Origin of the sequence: Streptococcus mitis (genome assembly GCF_009496205.1) — a bacterium.
Classification (GTDB): Bacteria; Bacillota; Bacilli; order Lactobacillales; family Streptococcaceae; genus Streptococcus; species Streptococcus mitis_BN.
Genome location: NZ_WIJO01000032.1, coordinates 1 through 22156, shown reverse-complemented (window position 1 = coordinate 22156; position 22156 = coordinate 1). Strand labels below are relative to the sequence as shown.

Here is a 22156-nt window from a genome sequence, read left to right as displayed (position 1 = left end):
CGAGGTAAGGGATCTTAGACGGTTTTTGAAAGTCATATTTCTTCATTTGACTTCCACACTCAGGGCAAGATGGGGCGTCGTAGTCCAGTTTGGCGATGATTTCCCTGAGTGTATCCTTATTGATGATATCTATAATTTGAATATTAGGGTCTTTAATGTCTAGTAATTTTGTGATAAAATGTAATTGTTCCATATGATTCTTTCTAATGATGGTTTGGTCGCTTTTCATTATAGATGATATGGGACTTTTTTTCTACAACAAAATAGGCTCCATAATATCCATAGGGGATTTACCCACTACAAATATTATAGAGCCGAATAAACAAGATGGACACTTGTCTATCTTGTTTTTGTATAGATTTCCCTATCGAAAATCCTTAAAAATGTGATATAATGAAGTGTTAGAAAAACAGGTTTCATTTGCCTGGAAAGGAAAAATTATGTCTGAAAAGAATTTTTATATTACAACGCCGATTTACTATCCATCTGGTAAACTTCATATCGGTTCTGCCTACACCACCATCGCCTGTGATGTCCTAGCGCGTTACAAACGTCTCATGGGCTACGATGTCTTTTATTTGACAGGGCTTGATGAGCATGGTCAAAAGATTCAGCAAAAAGCTGAAGAAGCTGGCATCACACCTCAAGCCTATGTTGATGGGATGGTAGTTGGAGTCAAAGAACTCTGGCAATTACTAGATATCTCATACGATAAATTTATCCGCACAACGGATGACTACCATGAAAAAGTAGTGGCGCAGGTCTTTGAACGCTTGCTGGCTCAAGATGACATCTACTTGGGTGAATACTCTGGTTGGTATTCAGTTTCAGATGAGGAATTCTTTACAGAAAGTCAACTTGCAGAAGTTTTCCGTGACGAAGCTGGAAATGTAACGGGCGGTATCGCTCCATCAGGACACGAAGTGGAATGGGTATCTGAAGAATCCTACTTCCTTCGCCTCAGCAAATACCAAGACCGTTTGGTCGAATTTTTCAAAGCTCATCCTGAGTTCATCACTCCTGATGGTCGTCTCAATGAAATGCTGCGCAACTTCATCGAACCAGGTTTGGAAGACTTGGCTGTTTCTCGTACAACCTTTACATGGGGTGTTCCAGTACCATCTAATCCAAAACACGTTGTCTACGTTTGGATTGATGCCCTTCTTAACTATGCGACAGCTCTTGGCTACGGTCAAGATGAACATGGTAACTTTGACAAGTTCTGGAATGGAACTGTCTTCCATATGGTGGGGAAAGACATACTTCGTTTCCACTCAATCTATTGGCCAATCCTTCTTATGATGTTGGATATCAAATTGCCAGACCGTTTGATTGCCCATGGTTGGTTTGTCATGAAAGACGGAAAAATGTCTAAGTCTAAAGGGAATGTCGTTTACCCTGAAATGTTGGTAGAGCGTTATGGGCTCGACCCACTTCGTTACTACCTCATGCGTAGCCTTCCAGTTGGTTCAGATGGAACCTTCACTCCTGAAGACTATGTCGGCCGAATCAACTACGAATTAGCCAATGACCTTGGAAACCTCCTTAACCGTACGGTCTCTATGATTAACAAGTACTTTGATGGACAAATTCCTGCCTATGTAGAGGGTGTGACTGAATTTGACAATGCTCTTGCTGACGTTGCAGAACAATCAATCGCTGACTACCATACACACATGGAAGCAGTTGACTACCCACGTGCCCTTGAAGCAGTCTGGACTCTGATCTCTCGTACCAATAAATACATAGATGAGACCGCCCCATGGGTCTTGGCCAAGGATGAAGCACTCCGCAATCAATTGGCAAGTGTTATGAGCCACTTGGCAGCCAGCCTTCGTGTCGTAGCTCACTTAATTGAGCCATTTATGATGGAAACCAGTCGTGCAGTCTTGACTCAACTTGGCTTGGAAGAAGTAGCGAGCCTTGAGAACTTGAGCTTGGCTGACTTCCCAGCAGATGTGACTGTAGTTGCCAAAGGAACTCCAATTTTCCCACGTCTGGATATGGAAGAAGAAATCGCCTATATCAAGGAACAAATGGAAGGCAACAAACCTGCGGTCGAAAAAGAATGGAATCCAGATGAAGTTGAACTCAAACTAAACAAGGAAGAAATTAAGTTTGAAGACTTTGACAAGGTTGAAATTCGTGTTGCAGAAGTCAAAGAAGTGTCTAAAGTGGAAGGTTCTGATAAGTTGCTTCAATTCCGCTTGGATGCTGGTGATGGTGAAGATCGTCAAATCCTCTCAGGAATTGCTAAATACTATCCAAATGAACAAGAATTGGTCGGCAAGAAGGTCCAAATCGTTGCCAACCTCAAACCGCGTAAGATGATGAAAAAATATGTCAGCCAAGGGATGATCCTCTCAGCTGAACATAATGGACAATTAACCCTTCTCACAGTTGATCCAGCTGTACCAAATGGAAGTGTGATTGGGTAAAAGTAAAAGACCAACGTTATGTACATTTGTCAGAACGAAGACAAAGGCCTTAGACTACAAGTTTCTAAGGCCTTTTCTTTGTGTAAATTCGTATAATAGATGTAAGAATAGTTGAGATATTTTCCTAAGTTTCACAAAGAAAATCAAGATTAGAACCGTAATCAAGTTGTATTTTCCAGGCTAGAGGAACTCGTCCTGTCAAACCATTTTCTTAGTCAAGTTAACCAAGGCATTGAATTGTCCTTCATCTATGAATTGGTATAAGGTACTTATTCCGTGGATAAAAGGTGTCTTAGCTAATCCCTTGCTACATATGTTGGTTATAATTCCTCTCATCCAATATTTATAACACAAAACCCCGTCTTGCAACGGGATTTTCTTTATTCAAGAATCAGTAGACCATCTTTAACTTCAAATGGGTCTTTTTCATTGATACGATCGTAAAACATGATTCCGTTGATGTGGTCAATTTCATGCTGAACAACGATGGAGTTGTAACCTTTGAGCTTAATGCGGTGTTTTTCGCCGTCCTTGTCAAAGTAATCAACAGTAACGCGGGCATGACGAACAACATAGCCAGGCACGTTGCGGTCAACAGAGAGGCAACCTTCTCCTTCACCAAGAGCAGCGTCTTGAACAGAGTGAGAGACGATTTTTGGATTGTACATAATAGCTTGCAAGTCGTAAGCTTCCTCTGGAGTTTCGCCTTCTTCAACAATATTTGGTACCAAAACAGCGATAATGCGTTTTGAGATATCCAATTGAGGAGCAGCAAGTCCAACCCCACCGCGGAGTCCCATCTTTTCAGCCATGACAGGATCTTGGGAATGTTTGAGGAATTGCATCATCTTTTCACCAAGGATGATTTCCTGGTCAGACAAGGGGAAAGTAACTTCCTCAGCAACCGCGCGTAGAGTTGGGTTCCCTTCGCGGATAATATCTTTCATATCAATTAAGTGAGCAGCTTTTGTAATACGTTCTATAGCAGACATTTTCTCTCCTTTCATTACTTCTACATGATAACACAAAATGACAAGGATTGAAAGTATTACAGCCTTTAGGATTTATAGAAAATAGATAGGATGTTCAATTCATACTCAATGAAAATCAAAGAGCAAACTAGGAAACTAGCCGTAGGTTGCTCAAAGCACTGCTTTGAGGTTGTAGATAGAACTGACGAAGTCGGTAACATATATACGGTAAGGCGACGCTGACGTGGTTTGAATTTGATTTTCGAAGAGTATCAATTGTGAAAGAATTACTTATCTGTGATATAATAAAAAGAAAAGGCTTGCATTAGAAAGTAGGGAGAATGAAGATGCAAAGAAGACAAGATAGACATAAACGTGGACCAGTTTTTCATTTTGTGAGAGGCTTTGTAAACTTTTTTAGAAGTTATCGCAAGTGGAGTAATAAGGGATTTGTGGCGATACTCTTGCTAGCAGTTGCTTTATCAATGGGCTTGGTCTTGTTGTTTGAAAGTTTCCAAGGAATTCCAATGACTAGTCAAAAAAAGGATGCCATTTCTCAAGAAGCTAATAAGACGAATCAAAATTCCAAAGATCAGGAAGAGGAAAAAACTGCCAGAATTATGGCCAATGGGGACCTCCTCTATCATATTCCGATTTATCGTTCTGCTTTAAAAGAAGATGGAACCTATGATTTTCATGAAAATTTTGATTATGTGAAGCCATGGCTCAAACAAGCAGACTTGATTATAGGTGATTTTGAAGGCACTGTGAACAAGGACCACTATTTGGCAGGTTATCCACTCTTTAATGCGCCTGGCGAAATCATGGATGCCATCAAGGATGCCGGATATCAAGTGCTTGATTTGGCGCATAACCATATCCTAGATTCACAAATAGAAGGTGTGGTCTCAACAGCAGATGCTATTGAAAAGGCAGGAATGACACCTATTGGCGTGTATACGCATGAGTCCCGTGATCAAGCTCCTCTGGTTATCAAGGAAGTGAACGGTATCAAGGTTGCACTTTTGGCTTATTCTTATGGATTTAATGGAATTGAGCAAAGTATTTCTCAAGAAGACTATAACCGCTATCTTTCAGACTTAAATGAAGACAAGATGAAGGCTGAAATTGAACGAGCAGAGAAGGAAGCGGATATCACCATTATCATGCCTCAGATGGGTGTGGAGTATCGCTTGGAACCGACTGAAGAACAAAAGGCTCTTTATCACAAGATGATCGATTGGGGAGCTGATATTATCTTTGGAGGGCACCCTCACGTAGTTGAACCATCTGAAACGGTTGAAAAAGATGGGGACAAGAAACTCATTATCTATTCAATGGGGAACTTCATTTCCAATCAACGAATTGAAACTATGCAAGATGAAGAAAATGCTAAGTGGACAGAGCGTGGCGTTCTTATGGATGTGACCATTAAGAAAAAGGATGGCAAGACGATAATCGAAACTGCTAAAGCGCATCCTTCTTGGGTAAACCGTACACCAAAAGGAACCTATTCTCCAGAAGGTTATCCACTATTCCTATACCAAACTTATATCTTAGAAGATTTTATCGAGGGTGGTAGTCATCGTGACCAGTTAGATGAAGCGACTAAGGAACGAATTGATACAGCCTACAAAGAAATGAACGAACATGTGGGATTGAAGTGGGATTAGCTTGAATCCAGAGGGAAGTAAATGACGATTAAAATAATTGCGACAGATATGGATGGGACCTTGCTGGATGCTAGAGGCCAGCTTGATCTTCCACGCTTGGAAAAGATTTTAGATCAGTTGGATCAAAGGGGTATTCGTTTTGTCATCGCGACGGGCAATGAAATTCACCGTATGAGACAACTGCTGGAGCACTTGGTAGATCGAGTGGTTTTGGTTGTTGCCAATGGAGCTCGTATTTTTGAAAACAATGAACTGATTCAGGCACAGACTTGGGATGATGCCATTGTCGATAAGGCTTTGGCTCATTTCAAGGGTCGAGCGTGTCAGGACCAGTTTGTTGTAACGGGGATGAAGGGTGGTTTCGTCAAAGAAGGTACAATTTTTACAGACCTTGAAAGTTTTATGACTCCAGAAATGATTGAAAAATTCTACCAACGGATGCATTTTGTGGATGAATTAACCTCTGACCTCTTTGGTGGTGTGCTCAAGATGAGTATGGTTGTTGGTGAAGAACGTTTGAACTCGGTTTTGGAAGAAATCAATGACCTCTTTGATGGCCGTGTTCGGGCTGTATCCAGTGGCTATGGTTGCATTGATATCCTTCAAGCTGGAATTCATAAAGCATGGGGCTTGGAAGAATTACTCAAGCGCTGGGACTTGACCTCCCAACAAATCATGGCTTTTGGTGACAGTGAAAATGATGTTGAAATGCTTGAAATGGCTGGAATTGCCTATGCGATGGAAAATGCTGATGATAAAGCCAAAGCTGTGGCGACTGCTCTAGCGCCAGCCAACAGCCAAGGCGGAGTTTATCAAGTCTTGGAAAACTGGTTAGAAAAAGGAGAATGAAGTGGCAGTACAGTTATTAGAAAATTGGTTACTAAAGGAACAAGAAAAAATCCAAACCAAGTATCGTCACTTAAATCAGGTTTCTGTTGTAGAGCCAGACATTCTTTTTATTGGGGATTCCATTGTCGAATATTATCCTCTGCAGGAACTATTTGGGACTTCGAAGACGATTGTCAATCGAGGCATTCGAGGGTATCAGACAGGGCTGTTATTAGAAAATCTAGATGCGCATCTGTACGGTGGAGCAGTAGATAAAATTGTCCTTTTTATTGGGACAAATGATATCGGAAAAGATGTGCCTGTGAATGAGGCTCTCAATAACCTCGAAGCTATCATACAATCCATTGCTCGCGATTATCCATTGACTGAGATTAAATTGCTTTCTATTTTGCCAGTCAATGAGGGAGAAGAGTACAAGCAGACAGTCTATATCCGCACGAATGAAAAAATTCAGAAATGGAATCAAGCCTATCAAGAGCTTGCTTCTGCCTATATGCAGGTAGAATTTGTGCCAGTTTTTGATAGTTTGACAGACCAGGCAGGTCAACTCAAAAAAGATTATACAACTGATGGGTTGCACCTTAGTGTTGCTGGTTATCAGGTTTTGACAAAATCTTTGAAAGACTATCTTTTGTAGTTAATTGCTTTCCTTTTTGCATTTTTGTGTTAGATAAGGTATAATGGTTTTATTGTCTTTTGGGGTCGTTACGGATTCGACAGGCATTATGAGGCATATTTTGCGACTCGTGTGGCGACGTAAACGCTCAGTTAAATATAACTGCAAAAAATAACACTTCTTACGCTCTAGCTGCCTAAAAACCAGCAGGCGTGACCCGATTTGGATTGCTCGTGTTCAATGACAGGTCTTATTATTAGCGAGATACGATCAAGTCTTGTCTAGCGGCTTGATAAGAGATTGATAGACTCGCGGTTTCTAGGCTTGAGTTATGTGTCGAGGGACTGTTAAACGAATACATAACCTATGGTTGTAGACAAATATGTTAGCAGATGTTTGGACGTGGGTTCGACTCCCACCGGCTCCATTGATAATTTACATTGTTTTGTAAATCTTTCTAAAACGTTGTTTTTACAACGTTTTTTATTTTATTCTTTGGTATTCTTTTGCAAAAAAAGAATACAACATTTTGTTGTATCCTAAATATTAAATCAAGTCCTGAATTTTCTTAAGTTTTTATCATATTTTCTGTTATAATTAAGGTGCCTTAAGAAAAATAATGAAAAAACTAAATGTTTTTCATATAGTTTTCATTTTTGTGTTATAATTAAGGTAACTTAAGAAAAATATTAAGGTACCTTAAGAAAAATAATGAAAAAACTAAATGTTTTTCATATAGTTTTCATTGTTTTAATAGTTTAAAGTCAATCTTATTTTTCTCTAATAGAAAATAATGAAAAAGTAGGTTTAGAAAGAGGTAAGTATCTATGTCTTCTCATAAAAAAGTGTCACTCTCTGAGATTAATCAATCTATCGATACTCCAAATAACAATCATTTCTGGCAAAATTTAAATGCCTTTTTAGGTCCGGGTGCTCTTGTCGCAGTTGGTTATATGGATCCAGGAAACTGGATTACCAGTGTAGTCGGTGGTGCTTCCTATAAGTATAGTCTCTTGTTTGTTATCTTGATTTCATCTCTCATTGCCATGCAACTTCAGCAGATGGCAGGAAAGCTTGGTATTGTAACCCAGATGGACCTGGCTCAAGCAACGGCTCATCATTCACCTAAATGGCTTCGTTATAGTCTATGGGTGATTTTAGAATTAGCCTTGATGGCGACAGATCTGGCAGAAGTTCTAGGTTCAGCGATTGCTCTCAATCTTCTCTTTAAGATTCCGATTATGATAGCAATTCTCTTGACCGTGTTGGATGTTTTTCTCTTATTGCTTCTGATGAAATTTGGCTTTAAGAAGATTGAAGCTATTGTGACAACACTGATTTTAACCATTCTAGCAATTTTTACCTATCTGGTAGCTTTGTCACATCCAAGCTTCCAAGGAATCGTTGAGGGTTATCTACCGAATGCAACCTTATTTGAAAGTCCCTTGCCAGGGCATGAAAGTCAATTAACCTTGGCACTAGGGATCGTGGGAGCAACGGTTATGCCCCATAACCTCTATTTGCATTCTTCCTTGTCACAAACTCGGAAAATCAATCACAAGGACAAGAATGATGTTCGAAAAGCCGTGCGCTTTATGACCTGGGATTCAAATCTCCAATTATCCTTGGCCTTTGTGGTTAACTCCCTTCTATTAATTCTCGGGGCGGCTCTCTTTTTCGGCCATGCATCTGAGATTTCTGCCTTCTCTCAAATGTATAATGCCTTGCAGGATTCTACTATTGCAGGAGCTATAGCTAGCTCGACCTTATCAACCTTGTTTGCCTTGGCTTTATTAGCCAGTGGTCAAAATTCGACAATTACGGGTACCTTGACTGGACAAATCGTTATGGAAGGTTTCTTGCATATGAGATTACCTCAATGGTTCATTCGTTTGGCAACTCGTCTCTTTGCCTTGTTGCCTGTCATGATTGTAGCGGTTCTGTTTGGTCATCAGGAAAAAACATTAGATCAGTTATTGGTTTATTCACAAGTCTTTCTTTCGATTGCTCTTCCATTTTCAATCTTCCCACTGATTTATCTAACTTCTAAGAAATCACTGATGGGAGAATTTACCAATGCCAAATGGAATACCATCCTTGGCTATATCGTTTCCATTATCTTAACAATTCTCAATGTGAAATTGTTATTTGATATTTTCTAAGAAATTCACCCGAGTTATAAAACAAGCATATAAGAAAAAAGATACCCAAGATTTCTTGGGTATCTTTTTTAAAATAAACGGAAGACATGGGATTCGAACCCACGCACGCTGTTACACGCCTACCGCGTTTCCAACACGGCCTCTTAAGCCTCTTGAGTAATCTTCCAATACTTACTCAAATAGTCTACCATAAAGGCTCTTATCTTGCAATAAAAATTTTGGAAATAAGAAAAATGATAGATTTTGAAAGAAAATGATAAAAAATGCTTGACTTTGAAAGAAAGTGTGATAGAATGAATAGTGTAAACGATAACAGGAGGTGATTCAGTGTTAAAAACAGAGCGGAAACAGCTGATTTTAGAAGAGTTAAATCAACATCATGTAGTTTCTCTAGAAAAATTAGTTAGTTTGTTAGAAACGTCAGAATCAACGGTTCGAAGAGACTTGGATGAGTTGGAAGCGGAAAACAAGCTTCGTCGCGTGCATGGTGGAGCAGAATTACCCCATTCCTTGCAGGAAGAAGAAACCATTCAAGAAAAATCTGTCAAAAACCTTCAAGAGAAGAAGTTACTGGCTCAGAAAGCAGCCTCTCTCATCAAGGAACAAGATGTCATCTTTATCGATGCTGGAACAACAACTGCTTTTTTGATCCATGAATTGGTTAATAAGAATATTACTGTTGTGACCAATTCGATTCACCATGCCGCACAGTTGGTTGAAAAGCAGATTCCAACTGTCATGGTTGGAGGAAGTGTCAAGATGGCGACAGATGCGAGCATCGGGGGCGTTGCTCTTAACCAGATTAACCAATTGCACTTTGACCGTGCCTTTATCGGGATGAATGGTGTAGATGATGGCTATTATACGACTCCTGATATGGAGGAGGGAGCTGTGAAGCGAGCTATTTTAGAGAATGCCAAACAGACCTATGTCTTGGTGGATTCGTCAAAAATTGGACAAACTTGCTTTGCTAAGGTAGCACCACTCAAACGAGCTATTGTTATCACAAGTCAAGGGCATGAACTCTTGCAGGCTATTAAGGAGAAAACGGAGGTAATAGAAGTATGATTTATACAGTCACACTTAATCCATCCATTGACTATATTGTCCGTTTGGACCAAGTCCAAGTCGGTAGTGTCAATCGAATGGATAGTGATGATAAGTTTGCTGGTGGGAAAGGAATCAATGTCAGTCGTGTTTTGAAACGCTTGGATATTCCAAATACAGCGACGGGATTTATCGGAGGCTTTACTGGTAAATTTATCACAGATACTCTGGCTGATGAAGAAATCGAGACACGTTTTGTCCAAGTAGCAGAAGATACTCGTATCAATGTTAAAATCAAAGCAGACCAAGAGACAGAAATCAACGGAACGGGTCCAACTGTCGAACCAGCCCAGTTAGAAGAATTGAAAGCTATTTTGTCTAGTTTAACAGCAGAAGATACAGTTGTCTTTGCGGGTTCAAGTGCTAAAAATCTAGGCAATGTTATCTATAAGGATTTGATTGCCTTGACCCGTCAGACTGGCGCGCAGGTGGTCTGTGACTTTGAAGGACAGACCTTGATTGATAGTTTGGACTACCAGCCACTTTTGGTCAAACCAAACAATCATGAACTTGGAGCGATTTTTGGGGTTAAACTCGAAAGTTTAGATGAAATCGAGAACTATGCTCGTCAGTTACTGGCTAAAGGAGCTCAAAATGTCATTATCTCCATGGCTGGGGACGGTGCACTTCTTGTCACATCTGAGGGAGCTTATTTCGCAAAACCTATCAAGGGAACAGTCAAAAATTCAGTTGGAGCTGGTGACTCTATGGTAGCTGGATTTACAGGTGAATTTGTCAAATCTAAAGAAGCAGTAGAAGCCTTCAAATGGGGAGTGGCTTGTGGAACAGCAACCACCTTCTCGGATGACTTGGCAACGGCGGAATTTATTAAAGAAACATATGAAAAAGTTGAGGTAGAAAAACGATGAGAATTCAAGACCTATTGAGAAAAGATGTCATGTTGCTGGATTTGCAGGCAACTGAAAAAACAGCTGTCATCGACGAGATGATTAAAAGTTTGACAGACCACGGTTATGTAACAGATTTTGAAACATTTAAAGAAGGAATTTTGGCGCGTGAAGCTCTCACTTCTACTGGTCTGGGTGATGGAATCGCAATGCCTCACAGCAAAAATGCTGCTGTAAAAGAAGCGACTGTTCTCTTTGCTAAATCAAACAAGGGTGTTGACTATGAAAGTTTAGATGGACAACCAACTGACCTCTTCTTCATGATTGCTGCTCCAGAAGGCGCCAATGATACTCACTTGGCAGCCTTGGCAGAATTGTCTCAATACTTGATGAAAGATGGCTTTGCTGATAAACTTCGTCAAGCAACATCAGCTGACCAAGTTATCGAACTTTTTAACCAAGCTTCAGAAAAAGCTGAGGAGCCAGTTCAAGCACCTACCAATGACTCTGGTGACTTTATCGTTGCTGTTACAGCTTGTACAACAGGTATTGCCCACACTTACATGGCTCAAGAAGCCCTTCAAAAAGTGGCTGCTGAAATGGGTGTTGGAATCAAGGTTGAAACCAACGGTGCTAGCGGTGTTGGAAACCAACTAACTGCTGAGGACATCCGCAAGGCTAAAGCTGTTATCATAGCTGCAGACAAGGCGGTTGAGATGGATCGTTTCGATGGCAAACCATTGATCAATCGTCCAGTTGCTGACGGTATCCGTAAAACAGAAGAATTGATTAACTTGGCTCTTTCAGGAGAAGCGGAAGTCTACCGTGCCGCTAATGGTGCAAAAGCTGCAACAGCCTCTAACGAAAAACAAAGCCTTGGTGGTGCCTTCTACAAACACTTGATGAGTGGTGTATCTCAAATGTTGCCATTTGTTATTGGCGGTGGTATCATGATTGCCCTTGCCTTCTTGATTGACGGTGCTTTGGGTGTTCCAAATGAAAATCTTGGTAATCTTGGTTCCTACCATGAGCTAGCTTCTATGTTCATGAAAATTGGTGGAGCTGCCTTTGGTTTGATGCTTCCAGTCTTTGCAGGTTATGTTGCCTACTCTATCGCTGAAAAACCAGGTTTGGTAGCAGGTTTCGTGGCTGGTGCTATTGCCAAAGAAGGTTTTGCCTTTGGTAAAATTCCTTATGCCGCAGGTGGTGAAGCAACTTCAACTCTTGCAGGTGTCTCATCTGGTTTCCTAGGTGCCCTTGTTGGTGGATTTATCGCAGGTGCTTTAGTTCTTGCTATCAAGAAATACGTTAAAGTTCCTCGTTCACTTGAAGGTGCAAAATCAATCCTTCTTTTGCCACTTCTTGGAACAATCTTGACTGGATTTGTCATGCTAGCTGTTAATATCCCAATGGCAGCAATCAACACTGCTATGAATGACTTCCTAGGTGGTCTTGGAGGAGGTTCAGCTGTCCTTCTTGGTATCGTCCTTGGTGGAATGATGGCTGTTGACATGGGTGGACCAGTTAACAAAGCGGCTTATGTCTTTGGTACAGGTACGCTTGCAGCGTCTGTTTCTTCAGGTGGTTCTGTAGCCATGGCAGCAGTTATGGCTGGAGGAATGGTGCCACCACTTGCAATCTTTGTCGCCACTCTTCTTTTCAAAGATAAATTTACTAAGGAAGAACGCAACTCAGGTTTGACAAACATCATCATGGGCTTGTCATTTATCACTGAGGGAGCAATTCCATTTGGTGCCGCTGACCCAGCTCGTGCGATCCCAAGTTTCATCCTTGGTTCAGCAGTAGCAGGTGGACTCGTTGGTCTTACTGGTATCAAACTTATGGCGCCACACGGAGGAATCTTCGTGATTGCCCTTACTTCAAATGCTCTTCTTTACCTCGTTTCTGTATTGGTAGGAGCAATCGTAAGTGGTGTGGTTTATGGTTACCTACGCAAACCAAAAGCATAAAACTTAGATAGAAAATGAAAAGATTGGACCGTTTGGTGCAGTCTTTTTCTCTTTCCGAAATGCCTGTGAAATATGGTATAATAGAAGAATGGCAAACAAGAATACAAGTAAAACAAGACGGAGACCGTCTAAAGCAGAACTCGAAAGAAAAGAAGCGATTCAACGAATGTTGATTTCGTTGGGAATCGCGCTTTTATTGATTTTCGCAGCCTTCAAATTAGGGGCTGCAGGTATAACCCTTTACAATTTCATTCGCTTGCTGGTGGGTAGCCTAGCTTATCTGGCAATATTTGGCATCCTGCTCTATCTCTTCTTCTTCAAGTGGATACGAAAACAGGAAGGACTCTTATCAGGTTTTTTCACCATATTTGCTGGCTTGCTCTTGATTTTTGAGGCCTACTTAGTTTGGAAATATGGTTTGGACAAGTCTGTTCTAAAGGGAACCATGGCTCAGGTTGTGACGGATTTGACTGGTTTTCGAACGACCAGTTTTGCTGGAGGGGGCTTGATTGGGGTCGCTCTTTATATTCCAACCGCTTTTCTCTTTTCAAATATCGGTACTTACTTTATTGGTTCTATTTTGATTTTAGTAGGTGCCCTCCTGATCAGTCCTTGGTCTGTTTACGATATTGCGGAATTTTTCAGTAGAGGCTTTGCTAAATGGCGGGAAGGGCATGAGCGTCGAAAAGAGGAACGCTTTGTCAAACAAGAAGAAAAAGCTCGTCAAAAGGCTGAGGAAGAGGCTAGATTAGAACAAGAAGAGGCTGAAAAAGCCTTACTCGATTTGCCTCCTGTTGATATGGAAACGGGTGAAATTCTGACTGATGATGTTGTGCTTGACGCTCCACCTTTTCCAGAAGAAGACTGGGTGGAACCAGAAATCATCCTACCTCAAGCTGAACTTGAATTCGCTGAACAGGAAGATGGCTCTGATGACGAAGATGTTCAGGTCGATTTTTCAGCCAAAGAAGCCCTCGAATACAAACTTCCAAGCTTACAACTCTTTGCCCCAGATAAACCCAAGGATCAGTCTAAAGAGAAGAAAATCGTCCGGGAAAATATCAAAATCCTAGAAGAAACCTTTGCTAGCTTTGGTATCAAGGTAACAGTTGAACGGGCTGAAATTGGGCCATCAGTGACCAAGTATGAAGTCAAGCCAGCAGTAGGTGTACGGGTCAATCGTATTTCCAATCTAGCAGATGACCTCGCTCTAGCCTTGGCGGCCAAGGATGTCCGAATCGAAGCACCTATCCCAGGGAAATCTTTAGTGGGAATCGAAGTACCTAACTCTGAGATTGCAACAGTTTCTTTCCGCGAACTATGGGAACAATCTCAAACGAAAGCAGAAAATCTCTTGGAAATTCCTTTAGGGAAGGCTGTTAATGGCACTGCAAGGGCTTTTGATCTTTCCAAAATGCCCCACTTGCTAGTTGCAGGTTCAACGGGTTCAGGGAAGTCAGTAGCAGTTAACGGCATTATCGCCAGCATTCTCATGAAGGCGAGACCTGACCAAGTTAAATTTATGATGGTTGACCCCAAGATGGTTGAGTTGTCTGTTTACAATGACATTCCTCATCTCTTGATTCCAGTTGTGACCAATCCACGCAAAGCCAGCAAGGCCCTGCAAAAGGTTGTGGATGAGATGGAAAATCGTTATGAACTCTTTGCCAAGGTGGGAGTTCGGAATATTGCAGGCTTTAATGCCAAGGTAGAAGAGTTCAATGCCCAGTCTGAGTACAAGCAAATTCCGCTACCGCTTATTGTCGTGATTGTGGATGAGTTGGCTGACCTTATGATGGTGGCCAGCAAGGAAGTGGAAGATGCCATCATTCGTCTTGGGCAGAAGGCGCGGGCTGCAGGTATCCACATGATTCTTGCAACCCAGCGTCCATCCGTTGATGTCATCTCTGGTCTGATCAAGGCCAATGTCCCATCTCGAGTGGCTTTTGCGGTATCATCAGGTACAGACTCGCGCACCATCTTGGATGAAAATGGAGCTGAGAAACTGCTTGGTCGAGGAGATATGCTCTTTAAACCGATCGATGAAAATCATCCAGTTCGTCTCCAAGGATCCTTTATCTCGGATGATGATGTTGAACGCATCGTAAACTTTATCAAGGCTCAGGCAGATGCGGACTACGATGAGAGTTTTGATCCAGGTGAGGTTTCTGAAAATGAAGGAGAATTTTCAGATGGTGAATCTGGTGGTGACCCGCTCTTTGAAGAAGCCAAGGCTTTGGTCATTGAGACCCAGAAAGCCAGCGCATCTATGATTCAGCGTCGTTTGGCAGTTGGATTTAATCGTGCGACCCGTCTCATGGAAGAGCTTGAGATAGCAGGTGTCATTGGTCCAGCTGAAGGTACCAAACCAAGAAAAGTTTTACAACAATAAAAAAATAGCTTCTTTCCAAGTTTGGAAGGAGGCTATTTTAGTGATTATTGATTAGTTTTATTTTCCGAAGTTGGACTATTGGACTGTTTTTCATTTTCAGTAGCAGGTTTACTTGGAGTAGGAGCAGGAGTAGTAGAGTCCTGAGTTGCTGTTTTCTGCTCTTCTTTTTTCTCTTCCTTGACGCTAGCTTTTGGTGTTTCCTCTTGCTGTGTTTTTTCTTGAGAAGTGTTATTTTCCTTATTGGGACTAGTGTTTTCCTGAGGGGATTCCTTTTGAATTTCTTTGACAATGGTTGTCGTCTGGCTTGTCGTAGGTTCTTTTTTAGTATTTTTGTTATTATCCAAGGCGTTCATAATCGTGATACTTGCGGTAATTAAGCCAAGGATACTACCGATAGTAGCAACGGTTTTTTGAAAGACTGTAAAGCCTTTTTTGATGTGTTCTGTTTTTGGTTTTGAAGTTCTACGATAATTAGACATACATTCTCTCCTTTAATTAAAATTTATTATACCGCATTTCTTTAAAAAAATCTTAAAAAAAGAGGAATTGCCCTTTCTTGTCGCAGACTCCGTTTCATGATACAATAGAAGGAGTGATTTTAGAAAGCGTGAGAAAACATGATTTACTTTGATAATTCGGCGACGACCAAGCCCTATCCTGAAGCCCTTGAAACTTATATGCAGGTCGCTTCAAAAATTTTAGGAAATCCATCTAGTCTCCATCGTTTAGGAGACCAGGCAACACGAATCTTAGATGCTTCTCGTCAACAGATTGCAGATTTAATCGGTAAGAAAAGTGATGAAATCTTCTTTACTTCTGGTGGGACAGAAGGAGATAACTGGGTCATCAAGGGTGTGGCCTTTGAAAAGGCTCAGTTTGGAAAGCACATCATTGTATCAACCATTGAACATCCGGCAGTCAAAGAGTCAGCCCTCTGGTTGAAAAGTCAAGGATTTGAAGTGGATTTTGCTCCAGTTGATAACAAAGGATTTGTGGATGTTGAAGCGTTATCAGATTTGATAAGATCTGATACGACCCTCGTTTCCGTCATGGCCGTGAACAATGAAATCGGTTCTGTTCAGCCTATTGAGGCTATTTCAGAACTGTTAGCAGACAAGCCGACTATTTCCTTCCACGTTGATGCGGTTCAGGCGCTTGCCAAGATTCCGACTGAAAAGTATCTGACAGAACGAGTGGATTTCGCGACTTTCTCTGGTCACAAGTTCCACGGAGTTCGTGGTGTTGGTTTTGTCTATATCAAGTATGGCAAGAAGATTACGCCTCTTTTAACAGGTGGTGGTCAGGAACGTGATTACCGTTCGACAACTGAAAATGTGGCAGGAATTGCAGCGACAGCCAAGGCTCTTCGTTTATCTATGGAAAAGCTAGATATCTTTACTAGCAAGACTGGGCAGATGAAGGCAGTTATTCGCCAAGCTCTTCTGAACTATCCGGATATTTTTGTCTTTTCAGATGAGGAAGACTTTGCCCCTCATATCCTGACTTTTGGAATCAAGGGTGTTCGTGGTGAAGTCATCATTCACGCTTTTGAAGACTATGATATTTTCATCTCAACGACCTCTGCTTGTTCGTCCAAGGCTGGGAAACCTGCAGGAACTCTGATTGCCATGGGAGTGGATAAAGATAAGGCCCAGTCAGCTGTGCGTCTTAGCCTAGACCTTGAAAATGATATGAGTCAGGTCGAGCAGTTTTTGACCAAGTTAAAATTAATTTACAATCAAACTAGAAAAGTAAGATAGGAGCATTCATGCAGTATTCAGAAATTATGATTCGCTACGGAGAGTTGTCAACCAAGGGTAAAAATCGTATGCGTTTCATTAATAAACTTCGCAATAACATTTCGGACGTTTTGTCTATCTATCCCCAAGTTAAGGTAACCGCTGATCGCGACCGTGCCCACGTTTACCTGAATGGAGCCGATTATACAGCAGTAGCAGAATCGCTCAAACAAGTCTTCGGGATTCAAAACTTTTCTCCCGTTTATAAGGTCGAAAAATCTGTTGCAACGCTTAAGGCTGCTGTCCAAGAGATTATGCAGGATATCTACAAGGAAGGCATGACCTTTAAAATCTCTAGTAGACGAAGCGACCATAGCTTTGAATTGGACAGTCGTGAACTTAACCAAACCCTTGGTGGTGCTGTTTTCGACGTAATTCCTACTATTCAAGCCCAGATGAAAAATCCTGATATCACTCTTCAGGTGGAGATTCGTGAGGAAGCTGCTTATCTTTCCTATGAAACCATTCGTGGAGCAGGTGGTTTGCCAGTGGGTACTTCTGGTAAGGGGATGCTCATGTTGTCAGGAGGTATTGATTCACCCGTTGCAGGTTATCTAGCTCTTAAGCGTGGGGTAGATATCGAGGCGGTTCATTTTGCCAGCCCACCTTACACGAGTCCTGGTGCTCTTAAAAAAGCGCAGGATTTGACTCGTAAATTGACCAAGTTTGGGGGAAATATCCAGTTTATCGAGGTTCCTTTTACAGAGATTCAAGAAGAAATTAAGACCAAAGCGCCAGAAGCTTACTTGATGACTCTAACTCGTCGCTTTATGATGCGGATTACAGATCGTATTCGTGAGGTACGAAATGGTTTAGTTATCATCAATGGCGAAAGTCTTGGTCAAGTAGCAAGCCAGACCTTGGAGAGCATGCAGGCTATCAATGCAGTTACCAACACTCCCATCATCCGTCCAGTTGTGACAATGGATAAGTTGGAAATCATTGATATTGCTCAGGCAATCGATACCTTTGATATTTCAATCCAACCGTTTGAAGACTGTTGTACCATTTTTGCGCCAGATCGTCCTAAGACCAATCCTAAGATTAAGAATGCGGAGCAGTACGAAGCGCGTATGGATGTTGAAGGATTAGTAGAGCGAGCTGTGGCTGGAATCATGATTACTGAGATTACACCGCAGGCTGAAAAAGATGAAGTGGATGACTTAATTGACAATCTTCTCTAATCAGAAAATCCAGAAGAATTTAGAAAAATAAATGAAAAAGTTAGTTTTTAATTCCAAAAACGGAAGCAAAACTAACTTTTTTTCTATAAATGTGATATAATAAAATAAAATTTTGAATATAGAGAGTTTTCTGACAATGAATCAATCCTACTTTTATTTAAAAATGAAAGAACACAAACTCAAGGTTCCTTATACAGGTAAGGAACGCCGTGTACGTGTTCTTCTACCTAAAGATTATGAGAAAGACACGGATCGTTCCTATCCTGTTGTTTACTTTCATGACGGGCAAAATGTTTTTTATAGCAAGGAGTCTTTCATTGGCCATTCATGGAAGATTATCCCAGCTATTAAGCGTAATCCTGATATCAGTCGCATGATTGTCGTTGCCATTGACAATGATGGTATGGGGCGGATGAATGAGTATGCGGCTTGGAAGTTCCAAGAATCTCCTATTCCAGGGCAGCAGTTTGGCGGTAAGGGTGTGGAGTATGCCGAGTTTGTCATGGAGGTGGTCAAACCTTTTATCGATGAGACCTACCGTACCAAAGCTGATCGACAGCATACGGCTATGATTGGCTCCTCACTAGGCGGCAATATTACCCAGTTTATCGGTTTGGAATACCAAGACCAAATTGGTTGCTTGGGAGTCTTTTCATCTGCCAACTGGCTGCACCAAGAAGCCTTTAATCGCTATATCGAGCGCAAGAAACTATCGCCTGACCAGCGTATCTTTATCTATGTTGGAACAGAAGAAGCAGATGATACGGACAAGACCCTGATGGCTGGTAATATCAAACAAGCCTATATCGATTCGTCTCTTCGCTATTACCATGATTTGATAGCTGGTGGGGTACACTTAGATAATCTTGTCTTGAAAGTTCAGTCTGGTGCCATACATAGTGAAATCCCTTGGTCGGAGAATTTACCAGACTGTCTGAGATTTTTTGCAGAGAAATGGTAAGTTAGAAAAGGAGAAATCCAATGCATATTGAAAACCTTAGCCACTGGAGTGGTCATCTTAACCGTGAAATGTACCTTAACCGTTATGGTCATGCTGGGATTCCAGTTGTGGTCTTTGCTTCATCAGGTGGTAGTCACAATGAATACTATGATTTTGGCATGATTGATGCTTGTGCTTCCTTTATTGAGGAAGGTCGTGTTCAGTTCTTTACCCTATCCAGTGTGGATAGTGAGAGCTGGTTGGCCACTTGGAAAAATGGGCACGACCAAGCAGAGATGCACCGTGCCTACGAACGCTATGTGATTGAGGAGGCTATTCCTTTTATCAAGCATAAGACAGGTTGGTTTGATGGTATGATGACGACAGGTTGCTCGATGGGCGCCTACCATGCTGTCAATTTTTTCCTCCAGCATCCAGATGTCTTTACCAAAGTGATTGCTCTTAGTGGTGTTTACGACGCACGTTTCTTTGTTGGTGATTACTACAATGACGATGCCATTTACCAAAACTCGCCAGTAGATTATATCTGGAATCAGAACGACGGCTGGTTTATTGATCGTTACCGTCAGGCAGAGATTGTGCTGTGTACGGGTCTTGGTGCCTGGGAACAAGACGGTTTGCCATCCTTTTACAAGCTCAAAGAAGCCTTTGACCAGAAACAAATTCCAGCCTGGTTTGCTGAGTGGGGACACGATGTCGCCCACGACTGGGAATGGTGGCGCAAACAAATGCCTTATTTCCTTGGAAATCTCTATTTATAAAAGGAGTTACCTATGAATTACCTTGTTATTTCTCCCTACTATCCTCAAAACTTTCAACAGTTTACCATTGAACTAGCTAATAAAGGCATCACAGTCTTGGGAATTGGCCAAGAACCATACGAGCAATTGGATGAACCTTTACGCAATAGCTTGACCGAGTATTTCCGCGTAGATAATCTTGAAAATATAGATGAAGTCAAACGTGCAGTTGCTTTTCTCTTTTATAAACATGGGCCAATTGACCGCATCGAATCCCACAATGAATATTGGCTAGAGTTGGACGCAAGTCTTCGTGAGCAATTCAATGTTTTTGGTGCCAAACCAGAAGACCTCAAAAAGACTAAATTTAAGTCTGAAATGAAGAAATTGTTCAAAAAAGCAGGTGTCCCCGTAGTACCTGGAGCTGTTATCAAGACGGAAGCAGATGTGGATCAAGCTGTGAATGAAATCGGCCTTCCAATGATTGCTAAACCAGATAATGGAGTGGGAGCAGCCGCAACCTTTAAGCTCGAGACAGAAGATGATATCAATCACTTCAAAGAAGAATGGGATCTTTCAACCGTTTATTTCTTTGAAAAATTTGTCACTTCTAGTGAAATCTGTACCTTTGATGGGCTTGTGGACAAGTATGGTAAGATTGTCTTTTCAACAACCTTTGACTACGCCTATACACCGCTTGATCTCATGATGTATAAGATGGACAATTCTTATTACGTTCTCAAGGATATGAATCCTAAATTACGTAAATATGGTGAGGCCATTGTCAAAGAATTTGGTATGAGAGAACGGTTCTTCCATATCGAGTTCTTCCGTGAGGGGGACGATTACATCGCCATTGAGTACAATAACCGTCCTGCAGGTGGTTTTACCATTGATGTTTATAACTTTGCTCACTCTTTGGACCTCTATCGTGGCTATGCGGCGATTGTTGCGGGAGAAGAGTTTCCTGCATCAGAGTTTGCCCCTCAGTATTGTTTGGCTACTTCTCGCCGTGCAAATGCTCATTATGTCTATTCTGAGGAGGAATTACTTTCCAAGTACAGCCAGCAGTTCAAAGTTAAAAAAATCATGCCAGCAGCCTTCGCGGAACTTCAAGGAGATTACCTTTATATGCTGACAACTCCGAGTCGACATGAAATGGAACAGATGATTGCAGATTTCGGACAACGTCAAGAATAAGAACTATCGGATTAAGGAAATGGAATCCCTTAATCCTTTTGTTTTTTATAAGAAATAAAACCGCTTTCTCATATATTCTTTTTGAAAACCTGTTGCTAAAAGATGTAAAAATTGATAGAATAAGGATTGTCTAAAAAATTTTAAGGAGAATCTATCAAATGGATTTCACATGGGCAATTAAATATGCCACTGAATTTTTGGGAACTGCTATTTTGATCATTCTTGGAAATGGTGCAGTTGCCAACGTTGAACTTAAAGGTACGAAAGGTCACCAAAGTGGCTGGATCGTTATCGCTGTTGGTTACGGTATGGGGGTTATGATCCCAGCCTTGATGTTTGGTAACGTATCTGGAAACCACATCAACCCAGCCTTCACTCTTGGACTTGCGATCAGCGGTCTCTTCCCTTGGGCACAAGTTGCGCCTTATATCATCGCACAAGTTTTGGGTGCTATCTTTGGTCAAGCCTTGGTTGTGGCAACACACCGCCCATACTACTTGAAAACTGAAAATCCAAACAACATCTTGGGTACTTTCTCAACAATTTCAAGTTTGGATAATGGTACAAAAGAATCACATTTTGCAGCAACTGTTAATGGTTTTGTAAATGAGTTTGTTGGATCATTTGTTCTTTTCTTTGCAGCCCTTGGAATGACTAAAAACTTCTTTGGTTCTGAAGTGCTTCAATACATGAAACAAATGGCTAGTCAAGCAGGTCAAAATGTTGACTTTTCTGATTTAGCAATCAAAGCCCAAGTAGCACCACATACTGCTTCAGGACTTTCAGTAGCTCACTTAGCACTTGGATTCCTTGTTATGGCTTTGGTAACATCACTTGGTGGACCTACAGGACCTGCCTTGAACCCAGCCCGTGACTTGGGGCCACGTCTCCTTCATGCTTTCCTTCCAAAATCAGTTCTTGGTGAGCACAAAGGCGATTCAAAATGGTGGTACTCTTGGGTACCAGTAGTAGCACCGATTGCAGCAGCAATTGCGGCAGTAGCTATCTTCAAATTCCTTTACCTATAAGAAAGGGCTCTTTGTCAACTGTAGTGGGTTGAAGAAAAGCTAAGCTCGAGAAAGGACAAATTTCGTCCTTTCTTTTTTGATGTTTAGAGCGATAAAAATCCTTTTTTTGAAGTTTTCAAAGTTTCGAAATCCAAAGGCATTGCGCTTGATAAGTTTGATGAGATTATTGGTCGCTTCTAATTTGGCGTTTGAATAGGGTAGTTGAAGGGCATTGACAA

The 22156-nt window shown here is 41.4% G+C and carries 18 protein-coding genes, 1 tRNA gene, 1 other RNA gene and 1 pseudogene; 16 read left to right on the top strand and 5 right to left on the bottom strand.

All coding sequences use genetic code 11. The features are described from left to right. Positions 1-193: pseudogene (locus GEZ85_RS06525) on the bottom strand (ISL3 family transposase); the annotation flags it as partial. A 247-nt stretch (positions 194-440) separates the two neighbouring features. Here GEZ85_RS06525 and metG point away from each other — a divergent pair. Beyond that, positions 441-2438, top strand: coding sequence for a methionine--tRNA ligase (gene metG / locus GEZ85_RS06515; protein WP_153209809.1), 1998 nt, complete (start codon positions 441-443; stop codon positions 2436-2438). A 380-nt stretch (positions 2439-2818) separates the two neighbouring features. On the opposite strand, the gene def is transcribed toward metG, so the two are convergent. Then, complete coding sequence (def, locus tag GEZ85_RS06510; protein WP_023944298.1) at positions 2819-3430, bottom strand: peptide deformylase; 612 nt, start codon at positions 3428-3430, stop codon at positions 2819-2821. 326 nt (positions 3431-3756) lie between these two features. On the opposite strand from def, the gene GEZ85_RS06505 reads away from it, so the two are divergent. The 5 genes from GEZ85_RS06505 to GEZ85_RS06485 all read left to right on the top strand — a co-directional run bounded on the left by GEZ85_RS06505 (position 3757) and on the right by GEZ85_RS06485 (position 8709). Further along, on the top strand, positions 3757-5082 hold the full coding sequence (locus GEZ85_RS06505; RefSeq protein WP_153209810.1) for a CapA family protein: 1326 nt from the start codon (positions 3757-3759) through the stop codon (positions 5080-5082). Between the two features lie 21 nt (positions 5083-5103). Further along, the gene (locus GEZ85_RS06500) at positions 5104-5931 is read left to right on the top strand and encodes an HAD family hydrolase (RefSeq protein ID WP_153209811.1); all 828 of its coding nucleotides are present in this window, start codon (positions 5104-5106) and stop codon (positions 5929-5931) included. Position 5932: 1 nt separating this feature from the next. Beyond that, positions 5933-6568: an SGNH/GDSL hydrolase family protein gene (locus tag GEZ85_RS06495; protein ID WP_261066626.1), complete on the top strand. Its 636-nt coding sequence runs from the start codon at positions 5933-5935 to the stop codon at positions 6566-6568. A gap of 61 nt (positions 6569-6629) precedes the next feature. After that, positions 6630-6977, top strand: a transfer-messenger RNA (tmRNA) gene (ssrA, locus tag GEZ85_RS06490). Between the two features lie 397 nt (positions 6978-7374). Beyond that, the gene (locus GEZ85_RS06485) at positions 7375-8709 is read left to right on the top strand and encodes an Nramp family divalent metal transporter (protein ID WP_000094601.1); all 1335 of its coding nucleotides are present in this window, start codon (positions 7375-7377) and stop codon (positions 8707-8709) included. Positions 8710-8787: 78 nt separating this feature from the next. On the opposite strand, the gene GEZ85_RS06480 is transcribed toward GEZ85_RS06485, so the two are convergent. Next, positions 8788-8875: transfer RNA gene (locus GEZ85_RS06480), tRNA-Ser, on the bottom strand. A gap of 161 nt (positions 8876-9036) precedes the next feature. Here GEZ85_RS06480 and GEZ85_RS06475 point away from each other — a divergent pair. The 4 genes from GEZ85_RS06475 (at position 9037) to GEZ85_RS06460 (ending at position 15026) form a co-directional block, all read left to right on the top strand. After that, on the top strand, positions 9037-9777 hold the full coding sequence (locus tag GEZ85_RS06475; RefSeq protein ID WP_000920651.1) for a DeoR/GlpR family DNA-binding transcription regulator: 741 nt from the start codon (positions 9037-9039) through the stop codon (positions 9775-9777). Further along, positions 9774-10685 (top strand): 1-phosphofructokinase, encoded by a 912-nt coding sequence (pfkB, locus tag GEZ85_RS06470; protein ID WP_084924202.1) that lies wholly within the window; start codon positions 9774-9776, stop codon positions 10683-10685. The genes GEZ85_RS06475 and pfkB overlap by 4 nt, the downstream gene beginning before the upstream one ends. Then, the gene (locus GEZ85_RS06465; protein WP_153209812.1) at positions 10682-12634 is read left to right on the top strand and encodes a fructose-specific PTS transporter subunit EIIC; all 1953 of its coding nucleotides are present in this window, start codon (positions 10682-10684) and stop codon (positions 12632-12634) included. The genes pfkB and GEZ85_RS06465 overlap by 4 nt, the downstream gene beginning before the upstream one ends. Before the next feature lie 88 nt (positions 12635-12722). Further along, entirely contained in the window at positions 12723-15026 is a 2304-nt protein-coding gene (locus tag GEZ85_RS06460) for a DNA translocase FtsK (RefSeq protein WP_153209813.1), read from the top strand. A gap of 44 nt (positions 15027-15070) precedes the next feature. Here GEZ85_RS06460 and GEZ85_RS06455 read toward each other — a convergent pair whose 3' ends face one another. Further along, positions 15071-15505, bottom strand: coding sequence for a DUF6556 family protein (locus GEZ85_RS06455; protein ID WP_033687159.1), 435 nt, complete (start codon positions 15503-15505; stop codon positions 15071-15073). Positions 15506-15643: 138 nt separating this feature from the next. Here GEZ85_RS06455 and GEZ85_RS06450 point away from each other — a divergent pair, with 138 nt between their 5' ends. The 6 genes from GEZ85_RS06450 (at position 15644) to gla (ending at position 21938) form a co-directional block, all read left to right on the top strand. Then, entirely contained in the window at positions 15644-16786 is a 1143-nt protein-coding gene (locus GEZ85_RS06450; protein ID WP_153209814.1) for a cysteine desulfurase family protein, read from the top strand. An 8-nt stretch (positions 16787-16794) separates the two neighbouring features. Further along, positions 16795-18009: a tRNA uracil 4-sulfurtransferase ThiI gene (gene thiI, locus GEZ85_RS06445; RefSeq protein ID WP_153209815.1), complete on the top strand. Its 1215-nt coding sequence runs from the start codon at positions 16795-16797 to the stop codon at positions 18007-18009. Between the two features lie 136 nt (positions 18010-18145). Continuing rightward, complete coding sequence (locus tag GEZ85_RS06440; RefSeq protein WP_033685208.1) at positions 18146-18970, top strand: alpha/beta hydrolase; 825 nt, start codon at positions 18146-18148, stop codon at positions 18968-18970. Between the two features lie 20 nt (positions 18971-18990). Further along, a complete protein-coding gene (locus GEZ85_RS06435) occupies positions 18991-19731 on the top strand; it encodes an esterase family protein (RefSeq protein ID WP_000546802.1) in 741 nt (246 codons plus the stop codon). A 12-nt stretch (positions 19732-19743) separates the two neighbouring features. Further along, positions 19744-20910, top strand: a complete 1167-nt coding sequence (locus GEZ85_RS06430; protein WP_153209816.1) for an ATP-grasp domain-containing protein — start codon at positions 19744-19746, stop codon at positions 20908-20910. 158 nt (positions 20911-21068) lie between these two features. Continuing rightward, positions 21069-21938 (top strand): aquaglyceroporin Gla, encoded by an 870-nt coding sequence (gene gla / locus GEZ85_RS06425; RefSeq protein ID WP_049491488.1) that lies wholly within the window; start codon positions 21069-21071, stop codon positions 21936-21938. A gap of 39 nt (positions 21939-21977) precedes the next feature. On the opposite strand, the gene GEZ85_RS06420 is transcribed toward gla, so the two are convergent. Next, on the bottom strand, positions 21978-22156 hold a 179-nt coding region (locus tag GEZ85_RS06420), incomplete at its 5' end, for a transposase (protein ID WP_150533797.1).

Excerpts from the sequence above, each read along its gene's own strand:
- GEZ85_RS06465 (WP_153209812.1), top strand. The coding sequence starts at position 10,682 with ATGAGAATTCAAGACCTATTGAGAAAAGATGTCATGTTGCTGGATTTG.
- GEZ85_RS06435 (WP_000546802.1), top strand. The coding sequence starts at position 18,991 with ATGCATATTGAAAACCTTAGCCACTGGAGTGGTCATCTTAACCGTGAA.
- GEZ85_RS06450 (WP_153209814.1), top strand. The coding sequence starts at position 15,644 with ATGATTTACTTTGATAATTCGGCGACGACCAAGCCCTATCCTGAAGCC.
- GEZ85_RS06505 (WP_153209810.1), top strand. The coding sequence starts at position 3,757 with ATGCAAAGAAGACAAGATAGACATAAACGTGGACCAGTTTTTCATTTT.
- GEZ85_RS06485 (WP_000094601.1), top strand. The coding sequence starts at position 7,375 with ATGTCTTCTCATAAAAAAGTGTCACTCTCTGAGATTAATCAATCTATC.
- def (WP_023944298.1), bottom strand. The coding sequence starts at position 3,430 with ATGTCTGCTATAGAACGTATTACAAAAGCTGCTCACTTAATTGATATG.
- pfkB (WP_084924202.1), top strand. The coding sequence starts at position 9,774 with ATGATTTATACAGTCACACTTAATCCATCCATTGACTATATTGTCCGT.
- GEZ85_RS06455 (WP_033687159.1), bottom strand. The coding sequence starts at position 15,505 with ATGTCTAATTATCGTAGAACTTCAAAACCAAAAACAGAACACATCAAA.
- GEZ85_RS06430 (WP_153209816.1), top strand. The coding sequence starts at position 19,744 with ATGAATTACCTTGTTATTTCTCCCTACTATCCTCAAAACTTTCAACAG.
- thiI (WP_153209815.1), top strand. The coding sequence starts at position 16,795 with ATGCAGTATTCAGAAATTATGATTCGCTACGGAGAGTTGTCAACCAAG.
- GEZ85_RS06500 (WP_153209811.1), top strand. The coding sequence starts at position 5,104 with ATGACGATTAAAATAATTGCGACAGATATGGATGGGACCTTGCTGGAT.
- GEZ85_RS06460 (WP_153209813.1), top strand. The coding sequence starts at position 12,723 with ATGGCAAACAAGAATACAAGTAAAACAAGACGGAGACCGTCTAAAGCA.
- metG (WP_153209809.1), top strand. The coding sequence starts at position 441 with ATGTCTGAAAAGAATTTTTATATTACAACGCCGATTTACTATCCATCT.
- gla (WP_049491488.1), top strand. The coding sequence starts at position 21,069 with ATGGATTTCACATGGGCAATTAAATATGCCACTGAATTTTTGGGAACT.
- GEZ85_RS06440 (WP_033685208.1), top strand. The coding sequence starts at position 18,146 with ATGAATCAATCCTACTTTTATTTAAAAATGAAAGAACACAAACTCAAG.